At 68.6% G+C, this 22,427-nt stretch carries 17 protein-coding genes and 3 tRNA genes; 9 read left to right on the top strand and 11 right to left on the bottom strand.

The genetic code is table 11. The features are described from left to right. The first annotated feature begins 466 nt into the window (after positions 1–466). Both ACQCSU_RS13510 and ACQCSU_RS13505 read left to right on the top strand, forming a co-directional pair. Positions 467–3,778 (top strand): response regulator, encoded by a 3,312-nt coding sequence (locus ACQCSU_RS13510; protein WP_426975815.1) that lies wholly within the window; start codon positions 467–469, stop codon positions 3,776–3,778. Continuing rightward, on the top strand, positions 3,775–4,707 hold the full coding sequence (locus ACQCSU_RS13505) for a GGDEF domain-containing response regulator (RefSeq protein ID WP_426975814.1): 933 nt from the start codon (positions 3,775–3,777) through the stop codon (positions 4,705–4,707). Before ACQCSU_RS13510 ends, ACQCSU_RS13505 begins: the two co-directional genes overlap by 4 nt. A 635-nt stretch (positions 4,708–5,342) precedes the next feature. Here ACQCSU_RS13505 and ACQCSU_RS13500 read toward each other — a convergent pair. The 4 genes from ACQCSU_RS13500 to ACQCSU_RS13485 all read right to left on the bottom strand — a co-directional run bounded on the left by ACQCSU_RS13500 (position 5,343) and on the right by ACQCSU_RS13485 (position 6,497). Beyond that, positions 5,343–5,418: transfer RNA gene (locus ACQCSU_RS13500), tRNA-Phe, on the bottom strand. Between the two features lie 48 nt (positions 5,419–5,466). Then, positions 5,467–5,540: transfer RNA gene (locus tag ACQCSU_RS13495), tRNA-Asp, on the bottom strand. Between the two features lie 96 nt (positions 5,541–5,636). Further along, a tRNA-Glu gene (locus tag ACQCSU_RS13490) sits at positions 5,637–5,709 on the bottom strand. Between the two features lie 185 nt (positions 5,710–5,894). Continuing rightward, positions 5,895–6,497 carry a LysE/ArgO family amino acid transporter gene (locus ACQCSU_RS13485; RefSeq protein ID WP_426975813.1) on the bottom strand — a complete coding sequence of 201 codons (603 nt, stop codon included), beginning with the start codon at positions 6,495–6,497 and terminating at the stop codon, positions 5,895–5,897. Between the two features lie 69 nt (positions 6,498–6,566). On the opposite strand from ACQCSU_RS13485, the gene ACQCSU_RS13480 reads away from it, so the two are divergent. The 4 genes from ACQCSU_RS13480 (at position 6,567) to ACQCSU_RS13465 (ending at position 9,941) form a co-directional block, all read left to right on the top strand. Continuing rightward, positions 6,567–7,448 carry an ArgP/LysG family DNA-binding transcriptional regulator gene (locus tag ACQCSU_RS13480; RefSeq protein WP_426975812.1) on the top strand — a complete coding sequence of 294 codons (882 nt, stop codon included), beginning with the start codon at positions 6,567–6,569 and terminating at the stop codon, positions 7,446–7,448. Between the two features lie 89 nt (positions 7,449–7,537). Next, positions 7,538–8,545: a DMT family transporter gene (locus ACQCSU_RS13475; RefSeq protein WP_426975811.1), complete on the top strand. Its 1,008-nt coding sequence runs from the start codon at positions 7,538–7,540 to the stop codon at positions 8,543–8,545. A 21-nt stretch (positions 8,546–8,566) separates the two neighbouring features. Then, positions 8,567–9,010, top strand: a complete 444-nt coding sequence (locus tag ACQCSU_RS13470) for a metallopeptidase family protein (RefSeq protein WP_426975810.1) — start codon at positions 8,567–8,569, stop codon at positions 9,008–9,010. A 10-nt stretch (positions 9,011–9,020) separates the two neighbouring features. Continuing rightward, entirely contained in the window at positions 9,021–9,941 is a 921-nt protein-coding gene (locus tag ACQCSU_RS13465; protein ID WP_426975809.1) for a cation diffusion facilitator family transporter, read from the top strand. Between the two features lie 45 nt (positions 9,942–9,986). Here ACQCSU_RS13465 and ACQCSU_RS13460 read toward each other — a convergent pair whose 3' ends face one another. The 6 genes from ACQCSU_RS13460 to ACQCSU_RS13435 form a co-directional block, all read right to left on the bottom strand. Further along, positions 9,987–10,736 carry an ABC transporter permease gene (locus tag ACQCSU_RS13460; RefSeq protein WP_426979792.1) on the bottom strand — a complete coding sequence of 250 codons (750 nt, stop codon included), beginning with the start codon at positions 10,734–10,736 and terminating at the stop codon, positions 9,987–9,989. Positions 10,737–10,833: 97 nt separating this feature from the next. After that, entirely contained in the window at positions 10,834–11,862 is a 1,029-nt protein-coding gene (locus ACQCSU_RS13455; RefSeq protein ID WP_426975808.1) for an ABC transporter ATP-binding protein, read from the bottom strand. A 42-nt stretch (positions 11,863–11,904) separates the two neighbouring features. Then, positions 11,905–13,035 carry a LolA family protein gene (locus ACQCSU_RS13450; RefSeq protein ID WP_426975807.1) on the bottom strand — a complete coding sequence of 377 codons (1,131 nt, stop codon included), beginning with the start codon at positions 13,033–13,035 and terminating at the stop codon, positions 11,905–11,907. A 113-nt stretch (positions 13,036–13,148) separates the two neighbouring features. Further along, positions 13,149–13,868 (bottom strand): hypothetical protein, encoded by a 720-nt coding sequence (locus ACQCSU_RS13445; protein WP_426975806.1) that lies wholly within the window; start codon positions 13,866–13,868, stop codon positions 13,149–13,151. Between the two features lie 78 nt (positions 13,869–13,946). After that, positions 13,947–16,670 carry a PEP/pyruvate-binding domain-containing protein gene (locus tag ACQCSU_RS13440; protein WP_426975805.1) on the bottom strand — a complete coding sequence of 908 codons (2,724 nt, stop codon included), beginning with the start codon at positions 16,668–16,670 and terminating at the stop codon, positions 13,947–13,949. Positions 16,671–16,709: 39 nt separating this feature from the next. Next, the gene (locus ACQCSU_RS13435; RefSeq protein WP_426975804.1) at positions 16,710–17,744 is read right to left on the bottom strand and encodes a universal stress protein; all 1,035 of its coding nucleotides are present in this window, start codon (positions 17,742–17,744) and stop codon (positions 16,710–16,712) included. A gap of 522 nt (positions 17,745–18,266) precedes the next feature. On the opposite strand from ACQCSU_RS13435, the gene ACQCSU_RS13430 reads away from it, so the two are divergent. Then, positions 18,267–18,896, top strand: a complete 630-nt coding sequence (locus ACQCSU_RS13430; RefSeq protein ID WP_426975803.1) for an FAD-dependent monooxygenase — start codon at positions 18,267–18,269, stop codon at positions 18,894–18,896. 5 nt (positions 18,897–18,901) lie between these two features. Here ACQCSU_RS13430 and ACQCSU_RS13425 read toward each other — a convergent pair whose 3' ends face one another. Further along, positions 18,902–19,624, bottom strand: coding sequence for a copper resistance CopC family protein (locus ACQCSU_RS13425; RefSeq protein ID WP_426975802.1), 723 nt, complete (start codon positions 19,622–19,624; stop codon positions 18,902–18,904). 111 nt (positions 19,625–19,735) lie between these two features. Between ACQCSU_RS13425 and ACQCSU_RS13420 the strand changes: the two genes are divergently transcribed. Continuing rightward, positions 19,736–21,181, top strand: coding sequence for an NCS2 family permease (locus ACQCSU_RS13420; protein WP_426975801.1), 1,446 nt, complete (start codon positions 19,736–19,738; stop codon positions 21,179–21,181). 186 nt (positions 21,182–21,367) lie between these two features. Further along, positions 21,368–22,324 (top strand): formimidoylglutamase, encoded by a 957-nt coding sequence (gene hutG / locus ACQCSU_RS13415; protein ID WP_426975800.1) that lies wholly within the window; start codon positions 21,368–21,370, stop codon positions 22,322–22,324. The last annotated feature ends 103 nt before the right edge of the window (positions 22,325–22,427 follow it).

Genomic DNA, 22,427 nt, shown 5'->3' with positions numbered 1-22,427 from the left:
GTCTTGGAGCATCTCCGGCGTTGGGAATGGCCGGCGAGGGATGCTGTGCAGATCTTTCGGTATTCCTGCGCGAACGCGCCGGACGCGTTTCTCCCGGTGTGGGACGGTAGATTCACCATCATCTGAATATAAAAAGACCGGCAGCTGGGAAATGAATGTTAGCTCTTCAACCGGCCGGAACCGCCGGGGTTAAGCGGATCTTGCCGCGTGGTTGCTCGAGGGAATCGAAAAACTACGCCGATGCCGGGAGTGCATCCGCGGCAGCGCCCAAGCTGATCCGGCGTGACCGGATAACCGTCTACCACCACCAGACCTTGGCTGTGGGCCGGGCCCCCGTAATCCTGGGCGTGACTGTGGGCGACTGGGATGCGTACCGCGCCCAGGCGCTCTGGCTCTTCCACACGCCACCGGGTGTTTTGCCGGACTTTCCTCCCGGTGTTCCGGCCGTCGCTTCCCTCCGGCGCTCATGAGAGCGGCCCGTATCGTACCCGTACCCTGGCTGATCGCTGCCGCCTGCACGGCGGTTGCAGCCCTGGCCGGATTCGTGGCCGCTGTCCCGGGAACGACCCTGGCGCTGACGGTCGCTGATTTCGCCATTCTGCTGGCCGTGCTCGTCGCTGTGGCCAGCTGCTCGCGTGCCGCCCGGCGGCCGGACGCAAACGCGCGGGGCTGGCGGTTCATGACCATCGCCGCCTCCCTCTGGGCGGCAGGGCAGGGGGTCTGGACGTTTTTCGGCATCACCCAACACAACGTCTATCCGTTCCCGTCACTGGCCGACGCCGCATTCCTCGGCTACGCGTTACCCGCGGCAATTGCCCTGTTTTCCTTCCCGCGGCCCCAGGGCTCCGGCGTCGCCCTCATGCGCACCCTGCTGGACGCGGCGGTCATCGCGAGTGCAGTCCTGTTCATCAGCTGGGCCACGGTGCTTGGCCCTGTATCCCAGACCAAAGGCCAGGATTTTCTCGCCCACCTCACCGGAGTGGCATACCCGGTCGTTGATGTCCTCATGGGTTCGCTGGTCCTGGTGCTGACCATGCGCAGTGCGCCCGGAGACCGGCTGCGGTGGCTCTGCCTGGGCGGCGGCCTCCTCGTCCTGGCGCTGACCGACAGCGTATACGTGAGGCTGACCTTCGAAGGCGTCACCGGGGTGACCGGAACGCCGCTGGCGGCGGGATGGGTCTGTGCGTTCCTGCTGTTAGCGCTGGCTCCGTTGGCCCGCCACACGGAACGGAGCCGGACCGACCGGCGCGTGTACACCCTGGCGCTGGAACTGCTGCCCTACGTCCCCGTCGCCGGCGCAATCCTTGTGTCCCCGGACCGCCTCCGGCAGGAACACGATCCATTCCTCCTGCTCACCGGCCTGACCGTTGTGGTGCTGGTCGTGGCGCGCCAGTTTGTCATTATCTACCAGAACGTCACGCTGACCCGTGATCTCGAATCGAAGGTGGCCGAGCGCACCGCGCAGCTAGAGGGCCTGGGCGCGATCGTGAATTCCTCGGACGACGCGATCCTCGGCTCGGACAGCGAGGGTTTGATCACGATCTGGAACCCCGGGGCGCAACGACTCTACGGTTACGCGGCGTCCGAGATGATCGGCAGGAACCGGGGTTTCCTCATGCGGGATCATGACCGCGAGTCCGAGTTGGCCACCATTAAGGGAGTGTTCGACAGCGGGGATGCCTGCAGCTACGAGACCGAACGTGTGCGGAAAGACGGGTCCGTGCTGCCTGTTTCGATGACCGTGTCACCCATCCGGGGCGAGCATGGCGTGCGCGGGATAGCGACGATTGCCCAGGACATCACCGCCCGCCGGGCAGCGGAAGCGGAATTGCTGGTCGCCCGTGAGGCAGCGGAGGAATCGAGCCGTCTCAAATCAGAGTTCCTGGCGACGATGAGCCATGAAATCCGTACTCCCATGAACGGCGTCATCGGCTTGACCTCGCTGCTGCTGGAGACGGACATGGATGAGACGCAGCGTCTGTATGCCGACGGCGTGAAGGGTGCCGGCGAAGCCTTGTTGACGCTGATCAACGACATCCTGGATTTCTCGAAACTCGAGGCGGGCAAGGTTGACCTGGACCCAGCCCCTTTCGATCCGCGCGTGCTCGTCGAAGAAGTCGCCGTCCTCCTGGCCGAATCGGCACAGGCGAAACGGCTCGAACTTATCGCCTACTGCCACCACGACGTCCCGCCGCGGCTGGTCGGCGATGCGGGCCGCATCCGCCAGATCCTGCTGAATCTGGCCTCCAATGCCGTAAAATTCACTGCCTCCGGCGAGGTCGCCGTCCGCGTCCACGTTGTGGAGGCCGACGCCGGCCGCGTCACGGTGCGTTTCGAAGTCCGTGACACCGGGATCGGGATCGACGCCGCCGATCACGACCGTTTGTTCGAATCCTTCTCCCAGGCCGACGCGTCCACCACCCGCCGCTTCGGCGGAACCGGCCTCGGCCTGGCGATCTCGCGCCGGCTCACCGAGGCCATGGACGGGGAAATCGGAGTCTCGAGCGCCCTGGACAAGGGAAGCACCTTCTGGTTCGCCATCCCCCTGCCCGTGGCGCCGGCGGCCCCGGCCGCGGCCATTCTCCCGCCGGACCTGCTGACCGGGCTCCGGGTGCTGGTCGTGGACGACAATGCGACCAACCGATTGGTCCTGGAATCGCAGCTGACGGACTGGGGAATGAAACCTGACGCCGTCACCGGTGGCCAGGAGGCCCTGGTCAGGTCCAGGGCAGAGGAGGCGGCCGGACGGCCCTACGACATCGCTGTCCTGGACATGTGCATGCCACAAATGGACGGGCTGGAGCTTGCACGCATCCTCAGCGGTGAGGGAGCCGCGGTGTCCGCCCGGATGATGATGCTCACCTCCACGATGCACGTCGACAGGGCAGAACTTGCCGCGGCCGGTGTCCGGGAATGGTTGACCAAACCCGTGCGCAGCTCGGCGCTCTTCGACCGTCTCATGCGCTTGGTGGCCGCCCCTTCCGCGGCGGTGGTCGGGCCAGTTGCCCGCACCCTGCCCGCGCAGCACGGCGGGCCCTCACGCGGCAGGATCCTCGTCGTCGAGGACAACGAAGTCAATCAGCTCGTGGCGCGGGGCATGGTCGCGAAGCTGGGATACCAGGTTGACCTGGTCGAGGACGGCTCACAGGCTGTCGCCGCCACCGAGAAGGTCCGGTACGCAGCCGTGCTCATGGACTGCCACATGCCGGTCATGGACGGCTTCGAGGCGACCGGTGCGATCCGGGCCCGGGAAGGGAACGGTCGCCGGCTGCCGATCATCGCCATGACGGCCGGCGCTCTGGACGAGGACCGCGAACGGTGCAGCACCGCAGGCATGGACGACTACCTCTCCAAGCCGGTGGATCTGGCCAAACTGGAGGCAGTCCTCGCTCGATGGATACCCCCGGTCGCGCCGCCCGGCGAAGAGCCGATTCTCGATCCGGCGAGGCTGTCGATTCTTCGGTCCCTCGGGGCGTCGGACGGGCAAGGGCTGCTGCCCCAAGCCGCAGAAGCCTTCCGGCAGGACATTCAACCGAGCCTGGACTCTTTGCGCCGGGCACTCGATGACGGCCGCGGCGAAGCCCTCGAAGAGGCCGCCCACAAGCTCAAGGGCGCCGCGGCCAGCATCGGCGCCAACCGGGCGGCGGCGCTCTGCCACCAACTCGAACGCACTGCGGGCACTCCGGATCACGCCCACCCGGACCTGCTGGCGCGGCTCGAAGCAGAACTCGCTTTGGTCGAAGCGGCGCTGGGCTACGAAGTGGCGGGGAAGCCATGAAGGTCCTGGTAGCGGACGACGACTACGTTTCGCGGCTGGTTGCGAAGGCGGCGGTGGAGCAGTCCGGGCACGAATGTATTGTCGCCGCCGATGGAGACGCGGCCTGGGAGCTGTTCCAGATCCACCGGCCGGAGGTTGTGGTGACCGACCTGAAAATGCCGGGCCTGGACGGACTGGCTCTTTGCCGCGCCATCCGGTCTACCGAAAAGAACTCGTACACGTACCTTGTCCTCGTGACCTCCCACGGGTCGCAGGACGATGTCCTGGCAGGGCTGCAGGCCGGGGCTGACGACTACGTGACCAAGCCCCTCGAACCCTTCACCCTTCACACCCGCCTTCTCGTGGCACTCAGGGTAACGTCGCTGCACACGGACCTCGCCCGCTACCGCACCGCCCTGGCCGAACAGGCACGCAGGGATCCTCTGACCAAGCTCTACAACCGGCTCAAGCTCTCCGAAGACATCGAACGGCTGCAAAACAGCAGCGAGCGGTACGGGCAGGACTATTGCGTCGCCCTTTGCGACGTCGACAATTTCAAGAGCTACAACGACCTCTACGGACATCCGGCCGGCGACGCTGCACTGCAGGCCGTCGCAGACTCACTCGCCAGCCATGCCCGGACAAGCGACGGCGTCTACCGCTACGGCGGAGAGGAATTCCTCCTCGTACTGCACAACCAGACGGTGTCCGGGGCCAGAATGGCCGTGGAACGGGCAAGGGCGGCGGTCCAGGCCATGGGAATCCTGCACTCCGGCCGTCCCCTCGGCGTCCTGACCATGAGTGCAGGCATATCGGCCTACTCATCCGGACACCGAGTCAGCACCGAACAGCTCCTGAAAGAAGCCGACGTCGCCCTGTACGCTGCCAAAGCCGCCGGAAGAAACACCGTCGCCGAGGCAGAATCGGCCAGCGATGATCTACCCGGCTGAGACCCCGACGGCCACACGGCCGTGGGACGGGGGCAATACCTGCACCGCCCTGCTCCCATTGAAGAAACGCGTTACAGGAATACCGCCAAGCAAGCACACACAGATCGCAGGCCATCTGAAGATCACCGCTGATCGCAGGGTTGTCCTGACGAGCTTCGAGCTTTTTCTTGCCCTCTGAAAGGTGACTTACCGAGCTGACTATCGTGGCGATTGCGCCGTGCCTGGTGCCCGCATTCTGGGCACGTCCGGGAGCGGTTTTGGGGCGCGCGCTCGGCGTGTGGCTGCACGGCCAGCGGATCAAACTCCGACTCAACGAACTGGACGCCGCAAAAGTAGAGGCGCTGGACTCTGTCCTGCCTGGATTGCGCAATGGCAAGACACGGGGAAGGAGGCCCGGACCTAGAAATGGTGTGCCAGCCGGGCAGCGTGGATGCCGCTGCCGCTATCCGGGAGTCTGGAGCAGGTGGAGCTGCGGCTGATGCCGCAAAGGACAGGGTGCTCTACCAAGGGAATACCAGAGGTCCGCTTCGGAACTCGGAGGCATCCGTCCTGATGCACGCTGAACTCGGGTGTCCAGCCATAACGAAAAAACCCCGCAGTTCCCGTGTAAACACTGGGAACTGCGGGGTTCTAGCTGGTGGCTCCGACCGGCGTCGATCCGGTGACCTTTCGATTTTCAGTCGAACGCTCTACCAACTGAGCTACAGAGCCTAGGTGACATGTCACCATGACAGCCGGAATCTCTTCCGGCAATCAGAGCGACCCTGACGGGACTTGAACCCGCGACCTCCGCCGTGACAGGGCGGCGCGCTAACCAACTGCGCTACAGGGCCTTGCTATTTTCTTGCTTCTCTGCAGTATCGCTACCGCAATTTTTCAAGGCCTTTAGCCTACCAGACTTTCACCCCCGGTTTGACCAGTTCCTTGCGTACCCCCAACGGGATTCGAACCCGTGCCGCCGCCGTGAAAGGGCGGTGTCCTAGGCCGCTAGACGATGGGGGCCAGAACGCCATCCGGCTAAACACGCGAAAAACAAGGGCAAAAATTAAGGGCCGAAGCCTTTCGTTTTTGTCCTTTCGGGTTCCTCCGAACTGGACTATAAAACTATAAGGGCAGACCCCCGGATTATCCAAAATCGGCCGGGCACCCACAAAAGCCGCCGCAGCACGCCCGGCACCCGGCGGGGCTCAGGCGACGAGCATCACCGCGAGGGTGATCATGACCACGGCAATGCCGGCGTCGAGCACGCGCCACGCGTTCCGGCGCTCGAACAGCGGCGCGAGGAACCGCGCGCCGGCCCCGAGCGCAGCGAACCAGGCGATGCTGCCCAGGCCGGCCCCGGCGGCAAACCACCAACGTCCTTCCGTGCCGTGAGTGCCGGCCAGGGATCCCAGCAGCAAAACCGTGTCCAGGTAGACGTGCGGGTTCAGCCAGGTCAGGGACAGGCAGGTGCCCAGGGCCGCCAGCCGCGTGCCGCCGTGGCGGGCTCCGGGCTGGGCCGGCTCTGCGCCGCGGATGGCACGCGAGGCAGCGAGTGCGCCGTAGACCAGGAGAAAGGCGGCACCTGCCCAGCGCACGACGACGAGGACCGCGGGCGCCCGCTCAATGACGACGCCGATGCCGGCCACACCCAGCACGATCAGCACGAGGTCCGACACTGCACACACGGCGACAACCAGGACGACATGGGAACGCAGGATGCCCTGGCGGAGCACGAAGGCATTCTGGGCACCGATGGCGACAATAAGGGACAGCCCACTTGCCAGGCCGGAAAACGCGGAGAGGATCACCAGCCCAACGCTAGGCGCGGGACTGCCATGAAACCAGTTAATCTTTCTGCTTCAACATAAGATCAGCTAATGATAGACATTCACCCCGAGCAGGCCCGGACGCTGGCGGCCATCGTCGCCCATGGAAGCTTCGACGCGGCGGCCAGCCACTTGTCGGTCACCGCCTCGGCCGTCAGCCAACGCGTCCGTGCCCTCGAGGTAGCCGTCGGCCGCCCGGTACTGCGAAGAACGCGTCCCGTCGAACTCACCCCCTCGGGGCAAGCCGTGGTGCGCTTCGCCCGGCAGCTGGACATGCTCTCCGCCGATCTGGCCGAGGAACTCCAGCCCGGCGTCCCTCAATCCGGAATCCGGCTCACCCTGGTGATCAACAGCGATTCGCTGCACACCTGGGCGCTGGCCGGCCTCGCCGCGGTGGCCGGCGCGGTCCAGCTCGAAATCCTGCGTGAGGACCAGGACTATTCGCTGGAGCTCCTCCGCAGCGGTGCCGCCGCCGCAGCCATCACCACCACGGCCAAAGCCGCCCCCGGCTGCTCGTCCCGCCGGCTGGGCGTGATGCGCTACCTGCCGGTCTGCAGCCCGGACTTCGCCCGGCTATGGTTCGACGCCGACGTGACGGCGGAAACGCTCGCCAAGGCCCCGGTCATCCACTTCGACCGCAAGGACGATCTGCAGGACCGCTACCTGCGCAGATTCAGCCGGAAACTCCTCCAGCCGCCGCGGCACTACGTCCCCGCCGCCCACGAATTCGGCGAAGCCATCCGGCTGGGAATGGGCTGGGGTCTGCTCCCCGAGATCGAAGCAACGGAAGACCTGGAACACGGGCGGCTGACTGCCCTGGCCCCCTCGAGCTACCTCGATGTGCCGCTTCACTGGCAGCAGTGGCGGTATGGATCGGCGGCACTCGATGAGGTGGCCTCGGCGATCCAGGACGCGGCGCGGGTGCTCCGGTGACGCCGATGGCCCGTTGACTGGCAGGAACTCGACTAGAAGTGACCGATTTCCGCCAGCCGCCCGGGCGCCGCACGGACTAGATTGGCAGCATGGCAACAACCGCCGAGACAGGCTCCCCCACCCCGGACAGCACCCACCGGGAAAAGACGCAGCCGGACAGCACCCACGAAGTGCCGCCGCATGCTCCCACCCCCGCATCCCCGAAACCGCCGCTCCCGCCCGGCCGGATCAGCAGGCTCGGCATCGCCGCCGTCGTGGTCACCGTGGTGCTCTGGGCGTCCGCCTTCGTAGGCATCCGCGCCGTGGGCCCCAGCTTCTCCCCCGGCCCCCTGACGCTCGGACGGCTGGCGGTTGCCGCCGTCGTGCTGGGGCTCGTGGTACTGCCAAAGCTCCGAAAAAAGAGCATGCTGCCCCAGGGCCGCGAGTGGTGGCCGATCCTGGCCTACGGCGTCATGTGGTTCGGCGGCTACAACGTCGCCCTGAACGCCGCGGAACACCTGCTCGACGCCGGGACCGCCGCCCTGCTGATCAACGTCAATCCGATCCTCGTCGCGGTCATGGCCGGGCTGATCCTGAAGGAGGGGTTCCCGCGCTGGCTGATCGTCGGCAGCCTGGTGGCGTTCTGCGGGGTCGCCGTGATCGCGCTCGGTTCGGGGCAGCGCTCGACGGCGGACGTCGCCGGGGTGCTGCTGTGCCTGCTCGCCGCCGCCCTCGCTGCCGTCAGCGTGATCGTGCAGAAGCCGGTGCTGCGGAAATTCCCCGCAGCCCAGGCAACCTGGTTCGGCATCATGGTGGGCGCCGTCTGCTGCCTGCCCTTCAGCGGCCAGCTTCTCACCGAACTTCAGGCCGCACCGCTGCCGGCCACGCTCGGACTCGTGTACCTGGGCGTCTTCCCCACCGCCATCGCCTTCACCACCTGGGCGTACGCCCTCTCGCTGATCGACGCCGGACGGCTTGCGGCCACCACGTATCTGGTGCCGGGCACCACCATCCTGATCTCCTGGCTCGTGCTGGGCGAAATTCCCACCATCTGGGGCCTGGTCGGCGGCGTCATCTGCCTCGTCGGCGTCGGACTGACCCGGCGCGGGTCCCGCTAGGTTCAGCGCTACAGTTCAGCTATGCCCCCTTCGCTGCCGCCCGGCCTGCCCATCGTCCCGGATGACCCGGACGGCGACAACGACGGCGGTTCAATGCCGTTCCCGATGTCGGAATCCGAGTTCGAAGCCGCGGTGAGCGACGCCCTGGACGGGATCCCGCCGGAGCTGGCGAAGACCATGAACAACGTGGCGATCTTCATCGAGGACGACTACACGCCGCAGCCGGGTGAGGACCCGGACACGGTGCTGCTGGGCCTCTACGAGGGCGTGCCGCTGACCGAACGGGACTCCTGGTGGGACGCCGGCTCGCTGCCGGACCGCATCACGATCTACCGCCAGCCCATCCTGGACATCTGCGCCTCCCGCGAGGACGTGATCGAGGAGGTCACCGTCACGGTGGTGCACGAGATTGCGCACCACTTCGGCATCAGCGACGACCGCCTGCACGAGCTCGGCTGGGGATAGCCTAGTAGGCATGGGACACGACCACAGCCACTCACACGGCATCACAGCGACCGGGAAGCACCGGCAGCGCCTGGTCGCCGTCCTCGGCATCACCCTCGCCGTCGTGCTGGTCCAGATCGTCGGGGCCGTGGTGTCGGGTTCGCTCGCGCTGCTGGCCGACGCCGGGCACATGCTGTCCGACGCCGCCGGCGTCTTCATCGCCCTGCTGGCCGCCTGGATCGCCACCCGTCCGGCGAGCGACCAGCGCACCTACGGCTACCAGCGCGCCGAAGTCCTCGCGGCGCTGGCCAACGCGCTGGTCCTGATCGTCATCGCGGTGGTCATCTTCACCGAGGCCATCCGGCGGCTCGGCTCGGCTCCCGAAGTGCAGACCGACGTCATGCTGGCCGCCGCCGTCCTTGGCGCCGTCGCCAACCTGGTCTCGCTGCTGATCCTCCGCGGCGCCCAGAAGGAAAGCCTCAACGTCCGCGGCGCCTACCTCGAGGTGCTGGGCGACCTGCTCGGGTCCTTTGCCGTGATCGCCGCCGCAATTGTCATCATGGTCACCGGGTACGAGGCGGCGGACACCATCGCCTCGATTGTCATTGCCTTCATGATCCTTCCCCGGGCCTGGCACCTGCTGCGCGACGTCGTGGACGTGCTCCTCGAAGCCACCCCCAAGGGCGTGGACGTGCAGCTCATCCGGGAACACATCCTGGCCGTGGAAGGGGTAATGTCCGTCCACGACATCCACATCTGGACCATCACCTCCGGAGTGCCGGTGTTTTCCGCCCATGTGGTGGTGGCGGACGCAGCCCTGGGCGCCCGCGGCGCCGACCGCGTGCTGGACAAACTCGTCACCTGTCTGGGCTCACACTTCGACACCGAACACTGCACGTTCCAGCTGGAACCCGCGACCCACGCGGAGCACGAGGCCCGCCAGCACGCCTGAGCCCGGCGGCGGCAGCCCCGCACCTCCGGCGGCCGGTCGCCGCCCTCAGGACAGCACGTCCCTGGTGACGAACCTGCCATAGGCGAGGGCGCCGAAGACGGCGACGTACCCGCCCTGCAGCAGGGCGTTCGTGGCGAACGAGTCCCAGGACACGGGCTGGCGGAGCAGGTCCGCGAAATCCAGCCAGTAGTGGCTGAACAGCCAGGGGTGCAGCCACTCCAGTTGCGGCAGTGCGTCGAGCACCTGCGAGACCACCGAGAGCACCACCGTGGCCGCCATGGCCCCCACCGGAACATCCGTGAGGGTGGACGTGAACAGACCGATCGCCGAGAGCCCCATCAACGAGACGGCGAGGTAGGCGGCGATGAGCAGGAGCCGCACGAACGCCTCGCCGGCCCCGACAGTGTCCCCCGACAGCAGCGTCACCGGGCCCACCGGGAAGAGCGCGGCCCCGATTCCCGCCCCGACCAGCGCCACAACCAGCGGGGCCACGACCGCGAACGCCACCGCACCGGCGTATTTAACCAGCAGCAGCCGGACCCGGCCGGCGGGGGCCACCAGCAGGTAGCGCAGCGTCCCGAGCCCGGCCTCGCCCGCCACGGTATCCCCTGCCACCACCCCCACGGTCAGCGGGAGGAACAGCGGAACGGACACCAGCATGGCGGTGAGGCCGACGAACAACCCGTTCTGGGAGATTCGGTCCAGGAAGGCCGGGCCGCGGCCCGGCGGCACGTTGGAGGAGACCCGCACCGCCACGGCAACGAGGATCGGGATGGCGGCCAGGGCGCAGAGCATCGCCCAGGTCCGGCGGCGCCGGAACAGCACACCCAGTTCGGACCCGAGCAGGCCGCCGCCCCACGGCCGGCGCCGGACCCGGGCTGCCCCGGAAGATTCACTGGACAACGTCGAAGCCCTCCCCGGTCAGTGCCACGAAACGTTCCTCGAGGCTGACCTGTTCGGTCGCAAAGCCCCGGACCCGGACACCGGCTGCCACCAGGGCGGCCACCACCGTCTCGGGTTCCACCCCGCCGTCGGCCCCGGCCGGCAGGGGCGCGAAGAGCACTTCGCCCTCCCTCGTGGAACCGTTGGCGGAGTTTCCCGCGCCGGAACGGCCACCGGCGAACCTGCCGCCGCAGTCGGCGTCGACCGTCAATCCCAGGCCGGCCAGGACCAGGACCGCGTCCCCGGCGTCGGGGGTCAGCACCCGGAGCCGTGCCTGCCCGGCCTGGCGGAGCTCCGCAAGGGTCCCCTGCGCCACCAGCCGGCCCGCACTCATGATGGCAGCGTGCGTGCAGATCTGTTCCACCTCGGCCAGCAGGTGGCTTGAGACGAACACCGTGGCGCCGTCGGCCGCAAGTGAACGCACCAGGCTGCGGACCTCGCGGGTCCCCTGCGGATCGAGGCCGTTCGTGGGCTCGTCCAGGACCAGGAGCTCGCGGGGAGCCAGCAGCGCGTTGGCGATGCCGAGCCGCTGCTTCATCCCCAGCGAGTAGGCCCGGACCTTCTTGTCCGCGGCGTGTGTCAGGCCGACCTTTTCCAGCGCTGACTGGACCCGGGCCTTCCGGGTGGCGGCCGAACCGTGCGGGTCCGCGGCGTCGAAACGGTGCAGGTTGGCAGTGCCGGACAGGAAAGGGTAGAAGGCCGGCCCTTCGACGAGGGCGCCCACGCGGGGCAGCACCTCATGCAGCTGCCGGGGCATCTCCTGGCCCAGCAGGCGCACGGAACCTCCGGTGGCCGCGGCGAGGCCGAGCATGAGCCGGATGGTGGTGGTCTTGCCCGAGCCGTTGGGGCCGAGGAAACCAAAGACCGAGCCTTTCGGCACGGCCAGGTCGACGCTGTCGACGGCCAGCTGATGGCCGAACCGTTTGCTGAGACCCCGGGTCTCGATGCTCAGGTCAGCATCAAGAACGACGGCGGTCACCGGAGGCCCACCGGACAGTCACCGCGCGCCGTCACCGCGCGATCAACCCTTGGCGGCGGACTGGAGCCGTTCCAGGGGCACGGCGCCGGCGAAGACGCGCCCGTCGTCGAGGATCAGGACGTTCACCAGCGCGGTGGATACGAGCCTGCCGCCGGGGACGGGGGTTGCCGCCTGCTCAAGCAACGCGGCAGCGCCGGAGGAGGACCCGCCGGAAAGCCCGCGGTCAGGCGACGGTGGGCCGGCCGGCGTCGCCGGTGCCGCCAGCGCCCCGGCCGGGAGCTCGATTACGGATTCCCAGCCGGTTCCGGTAACGGCAGGCCGCGTGGCGCCCTTCGGTTCGTGGGCCTTGTCCGGCCGCGCCATCGGGCCTTCCGAGGTGTGCTCCGGAACCGGAATTTCCTTGACGGTGGCCCCGGGCGGCGGGCTGAACTCGAAGACGGAAGCGTCAGGGGTTTCCAGCGAGAGGTTGGTGAACGCGACCCGGAAGGCCGGTTCGGACTGTCCGCGCGCCTTCAGTTCGACGCCGAGCGGCAGTCCGCTCTCACCGTCAACCGAGATGGCGATGGAACCCATCAGGGTCACCGTGGATTTGGGCGTGAGCACGAGGTTGTACGCGGGCCGGCCGGCCACCCGGACGTCCGGGCCGACTTTCACGTCCGTGGTCTCGTCAAGTTTGGCCAGCAGCGTGTCGGCCAGCTCCGCCGGGGTCCGCATGGTGCCTGGCCCGGTCCGGTGGTGCTCAGCGGTGCCGGCCGGAAGCTGGGCGTGGGCGGCAGTGTTGTCTTTGGAGTTGTAGAACCAGAGCTCGTTGCCGTGCTTGATGGCATTCCGTTCCGCCATCCGGTCCATGACCTGGACACGGGCGTTCTCGGGTCCGTCGAGGTAGACGCGCGCAGTGTGCGGACCGGTCAGCAGCTCCAGCCAGGCGGTGTCCGGGGATCCGGCGCCCGGTCCGGCCTTCGGCAGCTGGGGCAGGCCGATCTCGGAACTCTGCTCCAGGGTTCCCGAAAGGGACTTCTCCTGGTGCTGGGCGATCATCAGCAACACTTGCTGGGGGGTCTTGGCCGGCAGGGGATCCCCGGCGCTCGCGGGTAGGGAACCCACCAGCACGCCCCCGGCGATCACGGCGGGGACGGCCACGGCAGGAATCCAGCGCAGCCATTTACCGGTCACAGGGACCGCACTCCAACGTTGCAGCTCATGGTTCAACAGTACGCCTGGAACATCACGGCTTCACCCTTGCGGGACACTGACGATGCGGCAACGCTGCGGCGGCTACCGCTCTGCTACTGCAGCACGGACAGCGTCAGCTCGACTGCTCCCAGCAGGAGCGCGAGGACGGAGGTGCCCAGCCCGGCGACGAGCAGCAGCCCCGGATGGGCGAGCCCGAGCACCACCCGCCTGAGCCGTGGCCTGCTGCGCAGGAACTTCTTCGGCACGCGGGCCCCGGCCGGATCCTGCTTCCAGCCGCGGAGCCGGCGGAGGAACCAGGCACAACGGATGATGAAAGCCAGCCACAGCACCGAGACCACGAGGGGAATCGCTGCCAGCAGCAGGTTGAATCCCAAGGAGGTGACCTCCCGTTCCGAGGCGCCGACGAGCGACTGGATGGTCGTCGAGACCGAGGCGCTCATGACCACCGAGAGCCCCCAGACGAGGAACGCCGCAATCAGGGCCAGGAAGCGGACGAAGAAATGTCCCAGCACCGACTCCCTCCGCGGCTTGAGGAATCTGCGCGGTGTGGCCTGCAGCAGCATCAGCGTCGCCAGCAGGGTGGGAAGCGCGGCCATCCCGACCAGGACGTACCAGGCCCAGCCCGCCAGGTCGAGGAATTCATCGGCGACGATCAGCACCGCCCAGATTCCCGCCCAGACCCAGCCGGCCGTCAGCGGGCGACGCACCAGCCACCCGGGCAGCCAGGGATCGTCCGTGCCCGGCAACGGCGGCCGCCGGGCCGGTCCGCCGTCGGCCGGCGTCCGGATGCCCGGGCTGCTCTCTTCACTCATGGCCCCACTCACTCATGGCCTCACTGTAGCGAGACGCCGGCTCCGGGGAAGGGCCTAACGCCGCCGGCGCCACGGGAGTCAGCCCGCCGCCACCACGGTGCCGGCGGCGCCGTCGACCGTGATGCTGTGGCCGGTGAGAATCCGGGTGGTGGCGTCCGGTACACCTACCACGGCGGGAATTCCGTATTCACGGGCGACGACGGCGCCGTGGGAGTTGGGACCGCCCATCTCCATGACGAGTCCGCCGGCGGTCAGGAACAGTGGCGTCCAGCCCGGATCCGTGGACGGCGCGACGAGGATCTCGCCGGGTTCCAGGTGGGCCCCCTGCGGGTCCAGGATGACGCGGGCCCTGGCGGTGACGGTGCCGGCCGAGGCCGGCGATCCCCGCAGCGTGCCCGCCGCGGCGGCGGCGGCGGGCTGCAGGGCCTCGGGCTCGGTGCCGTCCGAAAGCAGCACCCGGGGAATGTGCCGGCGGCCGAGTTCCGCTTCGTAGGCGGCGCGGCGCTGCTCCACGATGCCGTGCAGCAGTTTTCCGCCCAGACCAGCGCGGGCCTCGGCAAGCTCCAGGAAGAAAACGTCATCGGCTTCGCGGATGCGTCCGGCCGCTGCCAGTTCCGTCCCGACCAGGGCGAGCTGCTGCCGCACTGAGGCCAGGGCCTCCACGAGGTGGTACTTCGGCAGCTCGCGCAGCCCGGCAAACAGGCGGGTCCGTTTCAGGGCCGCGCGGACCAGCGCGCCCCGCAGCCGGTTCCGCTCCCCCGCCGCGGCGACGAGCCTGCCCACCTGCTCCTCCGCCTGGCGCGCCGCGTTGCCGAACTGCCGGTCCGGGGCCAGAGCGGGATCGTCCAGCCGCAGATAGTTGGCCAGGACACCGAGGATATGTGCCGGGTCATCGGACCAGCGGGGCATCCCGAGGTCGATTTCGGCCACCGCCCGGTGGCCGTAGCGGCTCAGGAAACCGGCGAGCCCGGACTGCACGACGGCGGGAAGCTCACGGGCCCGGTAGCGGCGGACCAGCTCCAGGAGCGCAGTGCCGGCGAACACCGAGGCGGAGGCGGCGTCGGCCCGGATGGCGGCGGCCAGCTGCCAGAGGGCCAGATCCATCTCGGTGGTCACGTTGTTGGGCAGCCCCCGCAGGACGGCCTGCAGTTCCCCCGGTTCGGGGCGGCGTCCGAGCAGCTTGCCGGCGGCGGCCAGCAGGGCGAAGCCGAGGGCGGGAAGGGGAATGACGTTGGGGACCACCGGGAAGAGCTCCTGGCCCAGGATGCGCTCGGCGTGGTCCAGCCGCTGGACCGGCGTCGAGTCCGCCGGCACCACGAGGGCGGCCCTGAACCGCTCGCCGAACCGTTCCACGTGGCGCAGTGCCGCCTCCGGGCGGAACAAGGCGCGGAGCAGGGACTCCGGGACCCGGGCGCGGGCGGCCACGGGAACGATGTGCTTCAGGACCGGCCAGGGGGATCTGACCGTGACGGAGAACCGCGGGTCCCCGAAGAGCCGGCGCAGCACCGTCGCGGAGCGGGACTCCATCACGTCGAACACGCGCGGGACAATCGCACGGCCCGTGGAGCTGCGGACCACGGGGGTCAGGTCGAAGAAGATGCGCTGTCCCGCCTGGACACAGGGGGAAGGGCCCTTGGACGGTTCCGGGACGTCAAAATGTGCGGCAACGGCCACGGAGGAGGCTATCAGCCGGAAGCCGGCCAGCCCCATCGGGGTCAGCGGGCGGGTGAGGCCCTGGGCCAGGCTGAAGCACAGATAGACGCGCAGCCCGTCCCCGGAAGGAGGCTTGTCCGGCAGCGGGTAGAGCGTGGTGATGGGGCGGGACTGGGTCAGCCATGCGGTGCCGTCCCCGTCGATGGCCCATTCGAGGTCCTGCGGCGAGCCGAAGTGCACCTCCGCGCGGCGGCCGAGCAGTTCCAGCGCCGCGAGCTGGGGGTCGGTCAGGCAGGGTGCGGAAGCGCCGTCGGACTGTTCAATCCGCTCGGTTCCGCCGCCCGGCAGGGACCGGATGGCCAGGGCCTTGCTGCCGATCCGGCGCTCCAGGATTCTCCGGCTTGCTCCGTCCACGACGAAGTGGTCCGGGTTGACCGCCCCGGAGACCACCGCCTCTCCGAGGCCGGGGCTGGCATCGATGACCGCCTCGTGCCGCCTCCCGGTAACCGGATTCGCGGTGAAAAGCACCCCGGCGACGGCGGCGTCTACCATCCGCTGCACCACCACTGCCAGGGCCACGGTCGAGGGGCTGATTCCGTGGGTGGCGCGGTAGCTCACGGCCCGGTCCGTCCACAGCGAGGCCCAGCATTGGCGGACGGCGGCAATAACGGCCTCGGCGCCGACCACGTTCAGGAACGTGTCCTGCTGGCCGGCGAAACTGGCGAACGGCAGGTCCTCGGCCGTGGCGGAGGACCGCACGGCAACCGGAATGTCCGCCCCGAGCGCCGCATACGAGGCCCGGAGGGCATCGGCGATTCCGGCAGGGACGGCGGCGTCCAGGGCCAGGCCCCGGGCGGTTGCGGCCAGCCCGGCCAGTGCCGGGAGGTCATCGGCGTCGGTCGCGGTGAGTCGGCGGTGGACCTGTTCCAGCCCGGCGGGCGCCATGGCCTGCCGGTAGGCCTCCGTGGTCACGCAGAACCCGGCCGGCACCGGCAGCCCGGCGCGCAGCAGTTCGCCCAGGTTGGCTGCCTTCCCGCCGACCTCGGGGAGCATGTCCTTGCTGACCAGCGCCAGCCCGAGCACCAGGTGGTGCCGCGGCTCATCCCGCGGCGCACGCCCCGGCGTGCCCGGGCTGCGGAGCTGCTCCATCGGCCGGCCCTCCCTTCGGCGCGGAAGATTCCGGGTCTGTCAGTCGCCGAGGATGGGCCCGAAGTTTGCCCGGTCTGCCAGCCGCGGATCATCCCGGTCCGGGATCACCATGACGGGGCCCTTGGCGTGGTGCAGGATGCCGTCCGAGGTCGAGCCGAGCAGCATTCCCGCGAACCCGCCGCGGCCGCGGGTGCCGACCACCACCAGTTCCACGTGCCGGCTGGCCTCGACAAGCATGTCGACCGGGGAACCGTCCACGAGCTGCGTCTCCACCGCCAGCCGGGGGAAGTGGCTCTTGAGCCAGGCCACGCCGGCGTCGAGCTGGACCTTGATGTCGGCGAAGAGGGCTTCGCGGTCCATCGGGGTGGGAACCCAGGCCAGCGATCCACTGTACTGGGGCACGGCGCAGACGAGCCGGAGGGGCGCCGAGAACCGCTCGGCCTGGGCCGCCGCCTCCAGCACGGCCACACGGGCCTGCTCGGAGCCGTCCACACCCACGACGACGACGTTCTCGATCGGCTGGCGGCCGGACTTCGCCCGTTCGGCCAGGACGTGCTTGTCATCGGTGGTTTCGCCGAGGCGGTCGGCACAGATCAGCGGCACGGTGACCGTGGGGCATTTCGCATGGGCCGGCAGGGCGCTGCTGACGGAACCGAGCAGCCGGCCGACAAAGCCGCCGCGGCCGCGGGTGCCGAAGACGAGGAGTTCGGCGGTCTCGGTCATTTCCAGCAGCACACCGGACGCGTCGCCGTTTTCGACGGAGGCGTCGACGTCGATGTTGTAGCCGGCGACCTTGTCCAGGGCCTGCTTCAGGATGGCTTCCGCACCTTCGCGGATCACCGAGTCGTCGACCGTGGCGTAGCCGCCGTCGAGCCCTGAGGCGGCGAAGATCGGGACGGAGTAGGCGGTCACAATATGCAGGGGACGCTGGCGGCGCTCGGCCTCGCGGGCAGCCCAGACGAGGGCGCACTGGCTGTGGTCCGAACCGTCCACACCGACCACGATCCCCCGCGGAGCCGACGGCCCGCCGTCGGCTTCCCCTGCCGGGTCCGGATGCACCTGTTCTCGGCCCATGGGGTCCGCCTCCTCGCGATTCTTGCCTGATGTTGCGGCTATTCTGCCAGAGGCGTCGGCGTGCAGGGTCCGGGTGCACCGTCCACCGGCGTCGCGCCCCGGAATCTGCGCGCTACAACCCCTGATTTTCCTCACTATTCTCGGTTAATCGGCAACTGGCAAGCTGGCCGCCGGGCACCCTGCGGCGGCAGCCCGGCGAAGGTTTTACACAGTGTTAACGGAAGGTCTTACACAGTGTTAACAGGCTGTCCGGCGGGGCAGGATCCCGCGGTTTTCGGCCGTCCGTCCGGGGCGTACTGGCCGGAAATGCCCGCACTTCGGGAATGTGTGGCTGGCTCTATCCACGGCAGGGATTCTTAGGTAGTCTTCGAGGCATCGCTGAACCGAGACTAGTGTTTCAGAACTCGTGTTTCAGGACGCGGCTCCGCACCGGAGCCGGCGTCCGGGCCAGGTCAGCGATCGCGTCCGGGGTACGGCCCCGTGACTGGCACCATTCGAGAAGGGACCCTAGCAGTGTCGAACATGCCTGCGCCCGGGGGTATCGAGCGGACCACCGCGGTAATCATCGGCACGGGCCTTTCCGGACTCGCGGTCGCCAGCGAACTGCAGCGCCGCGGAGTGGACTCCATCATTGTGGACGGGCTTGATCTGCTGGGCGCAGGCCATCCGGCCAACACGTCGTCCCTGCAGCGCTGCGATGCGGCAGACGCCGCCACGCTCCGGGAACGCAACGAAATCCTGCGGCATCTGCGGAACTACGCCGCGAGCCACAAGCTGGACGTCCGCAACAACATCCGGGCCCTGCAGCTGGACCACCTCGACGCCGGCGGTCCCGGGTCCCCCGCAAAGCAGTGGGCCGTCCGCACCCCGGGCGGCGTCCTCCTGGCGGATCATCTTGTCCTGACCCGCTGCGCCCACAGCCAGCTGCGCCGGATGCTCTCCGAACTCGGCGTGGCCGCCGGGCAGAACCTGATGGCAGCAATGCACGCACTGGGGATGTACCTGGTGGGGGTCGGCGAGCTCATCACTCCCACGCCGAAGGAAGTACTGCGCCAGGCCAAGGTGGTAGGCCACGCGATCTCCGCCAAGGTCCACCCGGGCGGCTTTCCGTCCACGTTGTCCGGCGGCTTTGCCCTGGCGGCACCTGCCTAGGGGGCCTATTCTTTGGTTTTGCGGTCGCCTTCGCTGGCCTGGCCCGCGGGGCCCGGTTCCCCGCCGTCGTCGGCAGCGCCGTTGTCGTCACTACTGCTGTCCGCCGTGCCATTGTCCTCAGTCCCGTTGTCCTCCGTGCCGTTGTCCTCGCTGCCCGGGCCGAGGCGCCGCTTGGCCATCAGGCCCAGGACGACCAGGATGCCCACGGCCGTTCCGACGAAGATCACGATGCTGAAGGGGAACGGCTCGGAAGCGCCCGACGCCGGCGTCGGTGTCGCCGTGAGGCCGGGCTGGGGCGTCCCCAGCGTGGGGACCGCGGCGGCCGGCGCCGAACCCGCTGCCCCTGACCCTGCCGTCGCGGTAAAGGTGAAGCTGCCCTCGATGGGGTGGCCGTCCGAGCTGGCCACCCGCCACGCGACGGTGAACACCCCGGCAGGGGCACCGGGCCTGAGCTTCTCCGAGGCGACGTTGTCCACGATCTCCACGGCGCCGTCGGCCCAGTTTGTCCCCGCGGCGTCGGTCACCGCGATCTGCGAACCGATCGCCAGCGGGTTCTTGCTGAACGTGACCGAGACCTTTTCCGGCAGCGTCGGCACCGTGGCTCCCGATGCCGGACTGCTCGATTCCTCGGTGTCGTGCGCCGACGCCGGGGCGGCGGCCCCGAACAAGGCGGAGGCAAGAATCATGGCACCGAGCACGGCGCTCAGCAGCTGTCGGATCAGGCGCATGGGCTGACTACTCCTCGTGTTGGCTTGCTAACAGACTAGGCGAAATCGCTGGGTCGGCGGGTCCGCGCCCAAGTAGGATTCAGGTAACCACCCATATCTCCCGGAGGACTAATGCTCAAGCAGGGCTCTGCGCTCGACCGGTATTTCAAGATTTCCGAGCGGGGGTCGAACTTCTCGCGCGAGATTCGTGGCGGCTTTGCCACGTTCTTCGCCATGAGCTACATCGTGGTGCTGAACCCGCTGATCCTCTCCGGCCCCGATTCCTCCGGCGCCACGCTGGGTTTCCCGGCCGTCGCCGCGGTCACCGCGTTCGTGGCCGGCATCCTGACGATCCTCATGGGGGCCTGGGCCAAGCACCCCTTCGCGCTGGCAACGGGGCTGGGCGTCAACGCGTTCGTGGCCGTCACGGTGGCCACCAACCCGGGCCTGACATGGCCGGACATGATGGGCGTAGTGGTCATTTCCGGCGTCACCATGCTGATCCTGGTCCTCACCGGGTTCCGGACCGCGGTGTTCAAGGCCGTCCCGGACGGGCTGAAGACCGCGATCGTGGTCGGCATCGGCCTCTTCATCGCCCTGATCGGCCTGGTCAACGCCGGCTTCGTGCGCCGCATCCCGGACGCCGCCGGCACCACCGTCCCGGTCGGGCTGGGCTTCGACGGGAAGCTCCTGGGCTGGCCCACCCTCGTCTTCGTCTTCGGACTCATCCTGACCATCGCCCTCGTGGTCCGCAAGGTCAAGGGCGCGATCCTGATCGGCATCGTCACCTCCACGATCCTGTCCGTGGTCCTGGAATTCACCCTGCACATCGGTCCCAGCGTTCAGAAGGATAAGCCTTTCAACCCGCAGGGCTGGTCCCTCGTGGCCCCGAAGTTCACGGACTGGGCGGCCCCGGACCTGTCCCTGATCGGCAAGGCCAACCCCTTCGGCGCGTTTGAACACCTGGGCGCCGTGGCCGCGGCCCTGCTGGCCTTCGTGATCCTGCTGAGCTTCTTCTTCGACGCCATGGGCACCATGGTGGGCCTGGCCACGGAGGCCGGCACCATCGACAAGGACGGCAACATCCCCAACGTTGACCGCGTGCTGATGGTCGACGCCGTGGGCGCGATCATCGGCGGCGGCGCGTCGGTCTCCTCCAACCAGATCTACGTGGAATCCGGTGCCGGCATCGGTGAAGGCGCCCGCACCGGCCTGGCCTCGATCGTCACCGGCCTGCTGTTCCTCGTCGCCATGTTCTTCACCCCGCTGATCAACCTGGTTCCGTTCGAGGCCGTCGCCTCGGCCCTCGTCGTCGTCGGCTTCATGATGGTCTCCCAGGTCGGCAAGATCGACTGGCAGGACTGGGGCATCGCGATCCCGGCCTTCCTGACCTTCACCCTGATGCCGTTCACCTACTCAATCGCCAACGGCCTCGGCGCGGGCTTCATCGCCTTCGTCCTGATCCGCACCTTCCAGGGCCGCGCGCGCGAGGTACACCCGCTGATGTGGGCCGTGGCGGCCGCGTTCCTGCTGTTCTTCGCAATCGGCCCGATCGAAGCCGCCCTCGGGATGCACTAAGGGCCTCTCCCTCCGATCCCCTCCGCCGAGGTGAGACGTCGCGCCCATGTTTGTCCGGCAAAGACATCGGCGTGAAGTCTCACCTCGGCGGCGTTTCGGTGGCGTTTCGGCCAGTTTTCCGGGATTCCGGACAGCCCGACGGCGGCGCGGCTGGCTTTCGGGTCGCGGCTGCGGTGAGCTGGGACCATGGATTCTCCCGCGCTCTCCGTCGATATCCCGCCGCAGCCCTGGACCGGGCGGTTCGACGGCGACGGCGCCGAGGACCGCCGCTGGTGGCAGGCCGTCACCCCGTACTCCGGGCGCACTCTTCCGGCCGGATCCGGCACGCGGGCCGCCGTCGTCCTTGGCTTCGGCAGCGACGCCGGGGTACGCCGCAACAAGGGCCGCACGGGCGCCGCCGCGGCCCCCGCCGCCATCCGCGCCGCACTGGGCCCGCTCGCCTTCCACCTGACCCGGGACGTGCACGACGCCGGTGACGTCACCGTGGCCGGGGACGCCCTGGAGGCCGGCCAGGCCCGTGCCGGACTCGCCATCAGCAGACTGCTCGACGCCGGCAGGCTTCCGGTGGTGCTGGGCGGCGGCCACGAGACCGCGTTCGCCAGCTACCTCGGCGTGGCCGGCTCGGCCGCGGTCCGGGAGGGCCTGCGGGTGGGCGTGCTGAACCTGGATGCACACTTCGACCTCCGCGACGAGCCCGTGCCGAGCTCCGGCACCCCGTTCCTGCAGATGGCCCGCGCGGAAGCTGCCGCCGGCCGCGAACTGAGGTACGCCGTCGTCGGGATCTCCGAACCGAACAACACCAAGGCACTGTTCCGCACTGCCGGGGAGCTCGGCGTGGACTACCTGCTGGACGAGGACTGCTCGGCGGAGACCGCGCATACCTTTGTGGCGGCGTTCCTGGCGCAGGTGGACGCGCTCTACCTGACCATCGACCTGGACGTGCTGCCGGCATCGGTGGCCCCGGGCGTGAGCGCTCCGGCCGCGTACGGTGTGCCGCTGCCCGTGATCAGCGCCGTGTGCCGGCAGGTCGCGGCGAGCGGGAAACTCCTGCACCTGGATGTCGCCGAGCTGAACCCGGAGTTCGACATTGACGGCCGCACGGCCAGGGTGGCCGCCCGGCTGATCACTACGCTGCTGGGGTAGGCGGAGGCGGAGCCAAAGGACACGGGCTGCCGGAACGCAAAAAGTCCCCGCCTCCCGGACCGTTCCCGCTGGATGCGGGGACCGGTCCGGGAGACGGGGACTT

This window comes from Pseudarthrobacter sp. O4, from assembly GCF_050157025.1.
Lineage (GTDB): Bacteria > Actinomycetota > Actinomycetes > Actinomycetales > Micrococcaceae > Arthrobacter.
Note: the sequence above shows the minus strand (reverse complement) of the source record. Positions and strands in the feature narration are given on the sequence as shown.

Bases quoted from the DNA above. Each gene is read 5' to 3' on its own strand.
- ACQCSU_RS13470 (WP_426975810.1), top strand. From the start codon at position 8,567: ATGCCCCCTTCGCTGCCGCCCGGCCTGCCCATCGTCCCGGATGACCCG.
- ACQCSU_RS13425 (WP_426975802.1), bottom strand. From the start codon at position 19,624: ATGCGCCTGATCCGACAGCTGCTGAGCGCCGTGCTCGGTGCCATGATT.
- ACQCSU_RS13435 (WP_426975804.1), bottom strand. From the start codon at position 17,744: ATGGGCCGAGAACAGGTGCATCCGGACCCGGCAGGGGAAGCCGACGGC.
- ACQCSU_RS13480 (WP_426975812.1), top strand. From the start codon at position 6,567: ATGATAGACATTCACCCCGAGCAGGCCCGGACGCTGGCGGCCATCGTC.
- hutG (WP_426975800.1), top strand. From the start codon at position 21,368: ATGGATTCTCCCGCGCTCTCCGTCGATATCCCGCCGCAGCCCTGGACC.
- ACQCSU_RS13440 (WP_426975805.1), bottom strand. From the start codon at position 16,670: ATGGAGCAGCTCCGCAGCCCGGGCACGCCGGGGCGTGCGCCGCGGGAT.
- ACQCSU_RS13510 (WP_426975815.1), top strand. From the start codon at position 467: ATGAGAGCGGCCCGTATCGTACCCGTACCCTGGCTGATCGCTGCCGCC.
- ACQCSU_RS13465 (WP_426975809.1), top strand. From the start codon at position 9,021: ATGGGACACGACCACAGCCACTCACACGGCATCACAGCGACCGGGAAG.
- ACQCSU_RS13460 (WP_426979792.1), bottom strand. From the start codon at position 10,736: ATGCTCTGCGCCCTGGCCGCCATCCCGATCCTCGTTGCCGTGGCGGTG.
- ACQCSU_RS13430 (WP_426975803.1), top strand. From the start codon at position 18,267: ATGCCTGCGCCCGGGGGTATCGAGCGGACCACCGCGGTAATCATCGGC.
- ACQCSU_RS13445 (WP_426975806.1), bottom strand. From the start codon at position 13,868: ATGAGTGAAGAGAGCAGCCCGGGCATCCGGACGCCGGCCGACGGCGGA.
- ACQCSU_RS13475 (WP_426975811.1), top strand. From the start codon at position 7,538: ATGGCAACAACCGCCGAGACAGGCTCCCCCACCCCGGACAGCACCCAC.
- ACQCSU_RS13420 (WP_426975801.1), top strand. From the start codon at position 19,736: ATGCTCAAGCAGGGCTCTGCGCTCGACCGGTATTTCAAGATTTCCGAG.
- ACQCSU_RS13505 (WP_426975814.1), top strand. From the start codon at position 3,775: ATGAAGGTCCTGGTAGCGGACGACGACTACGTTTCGCGGCTGGTTGCG.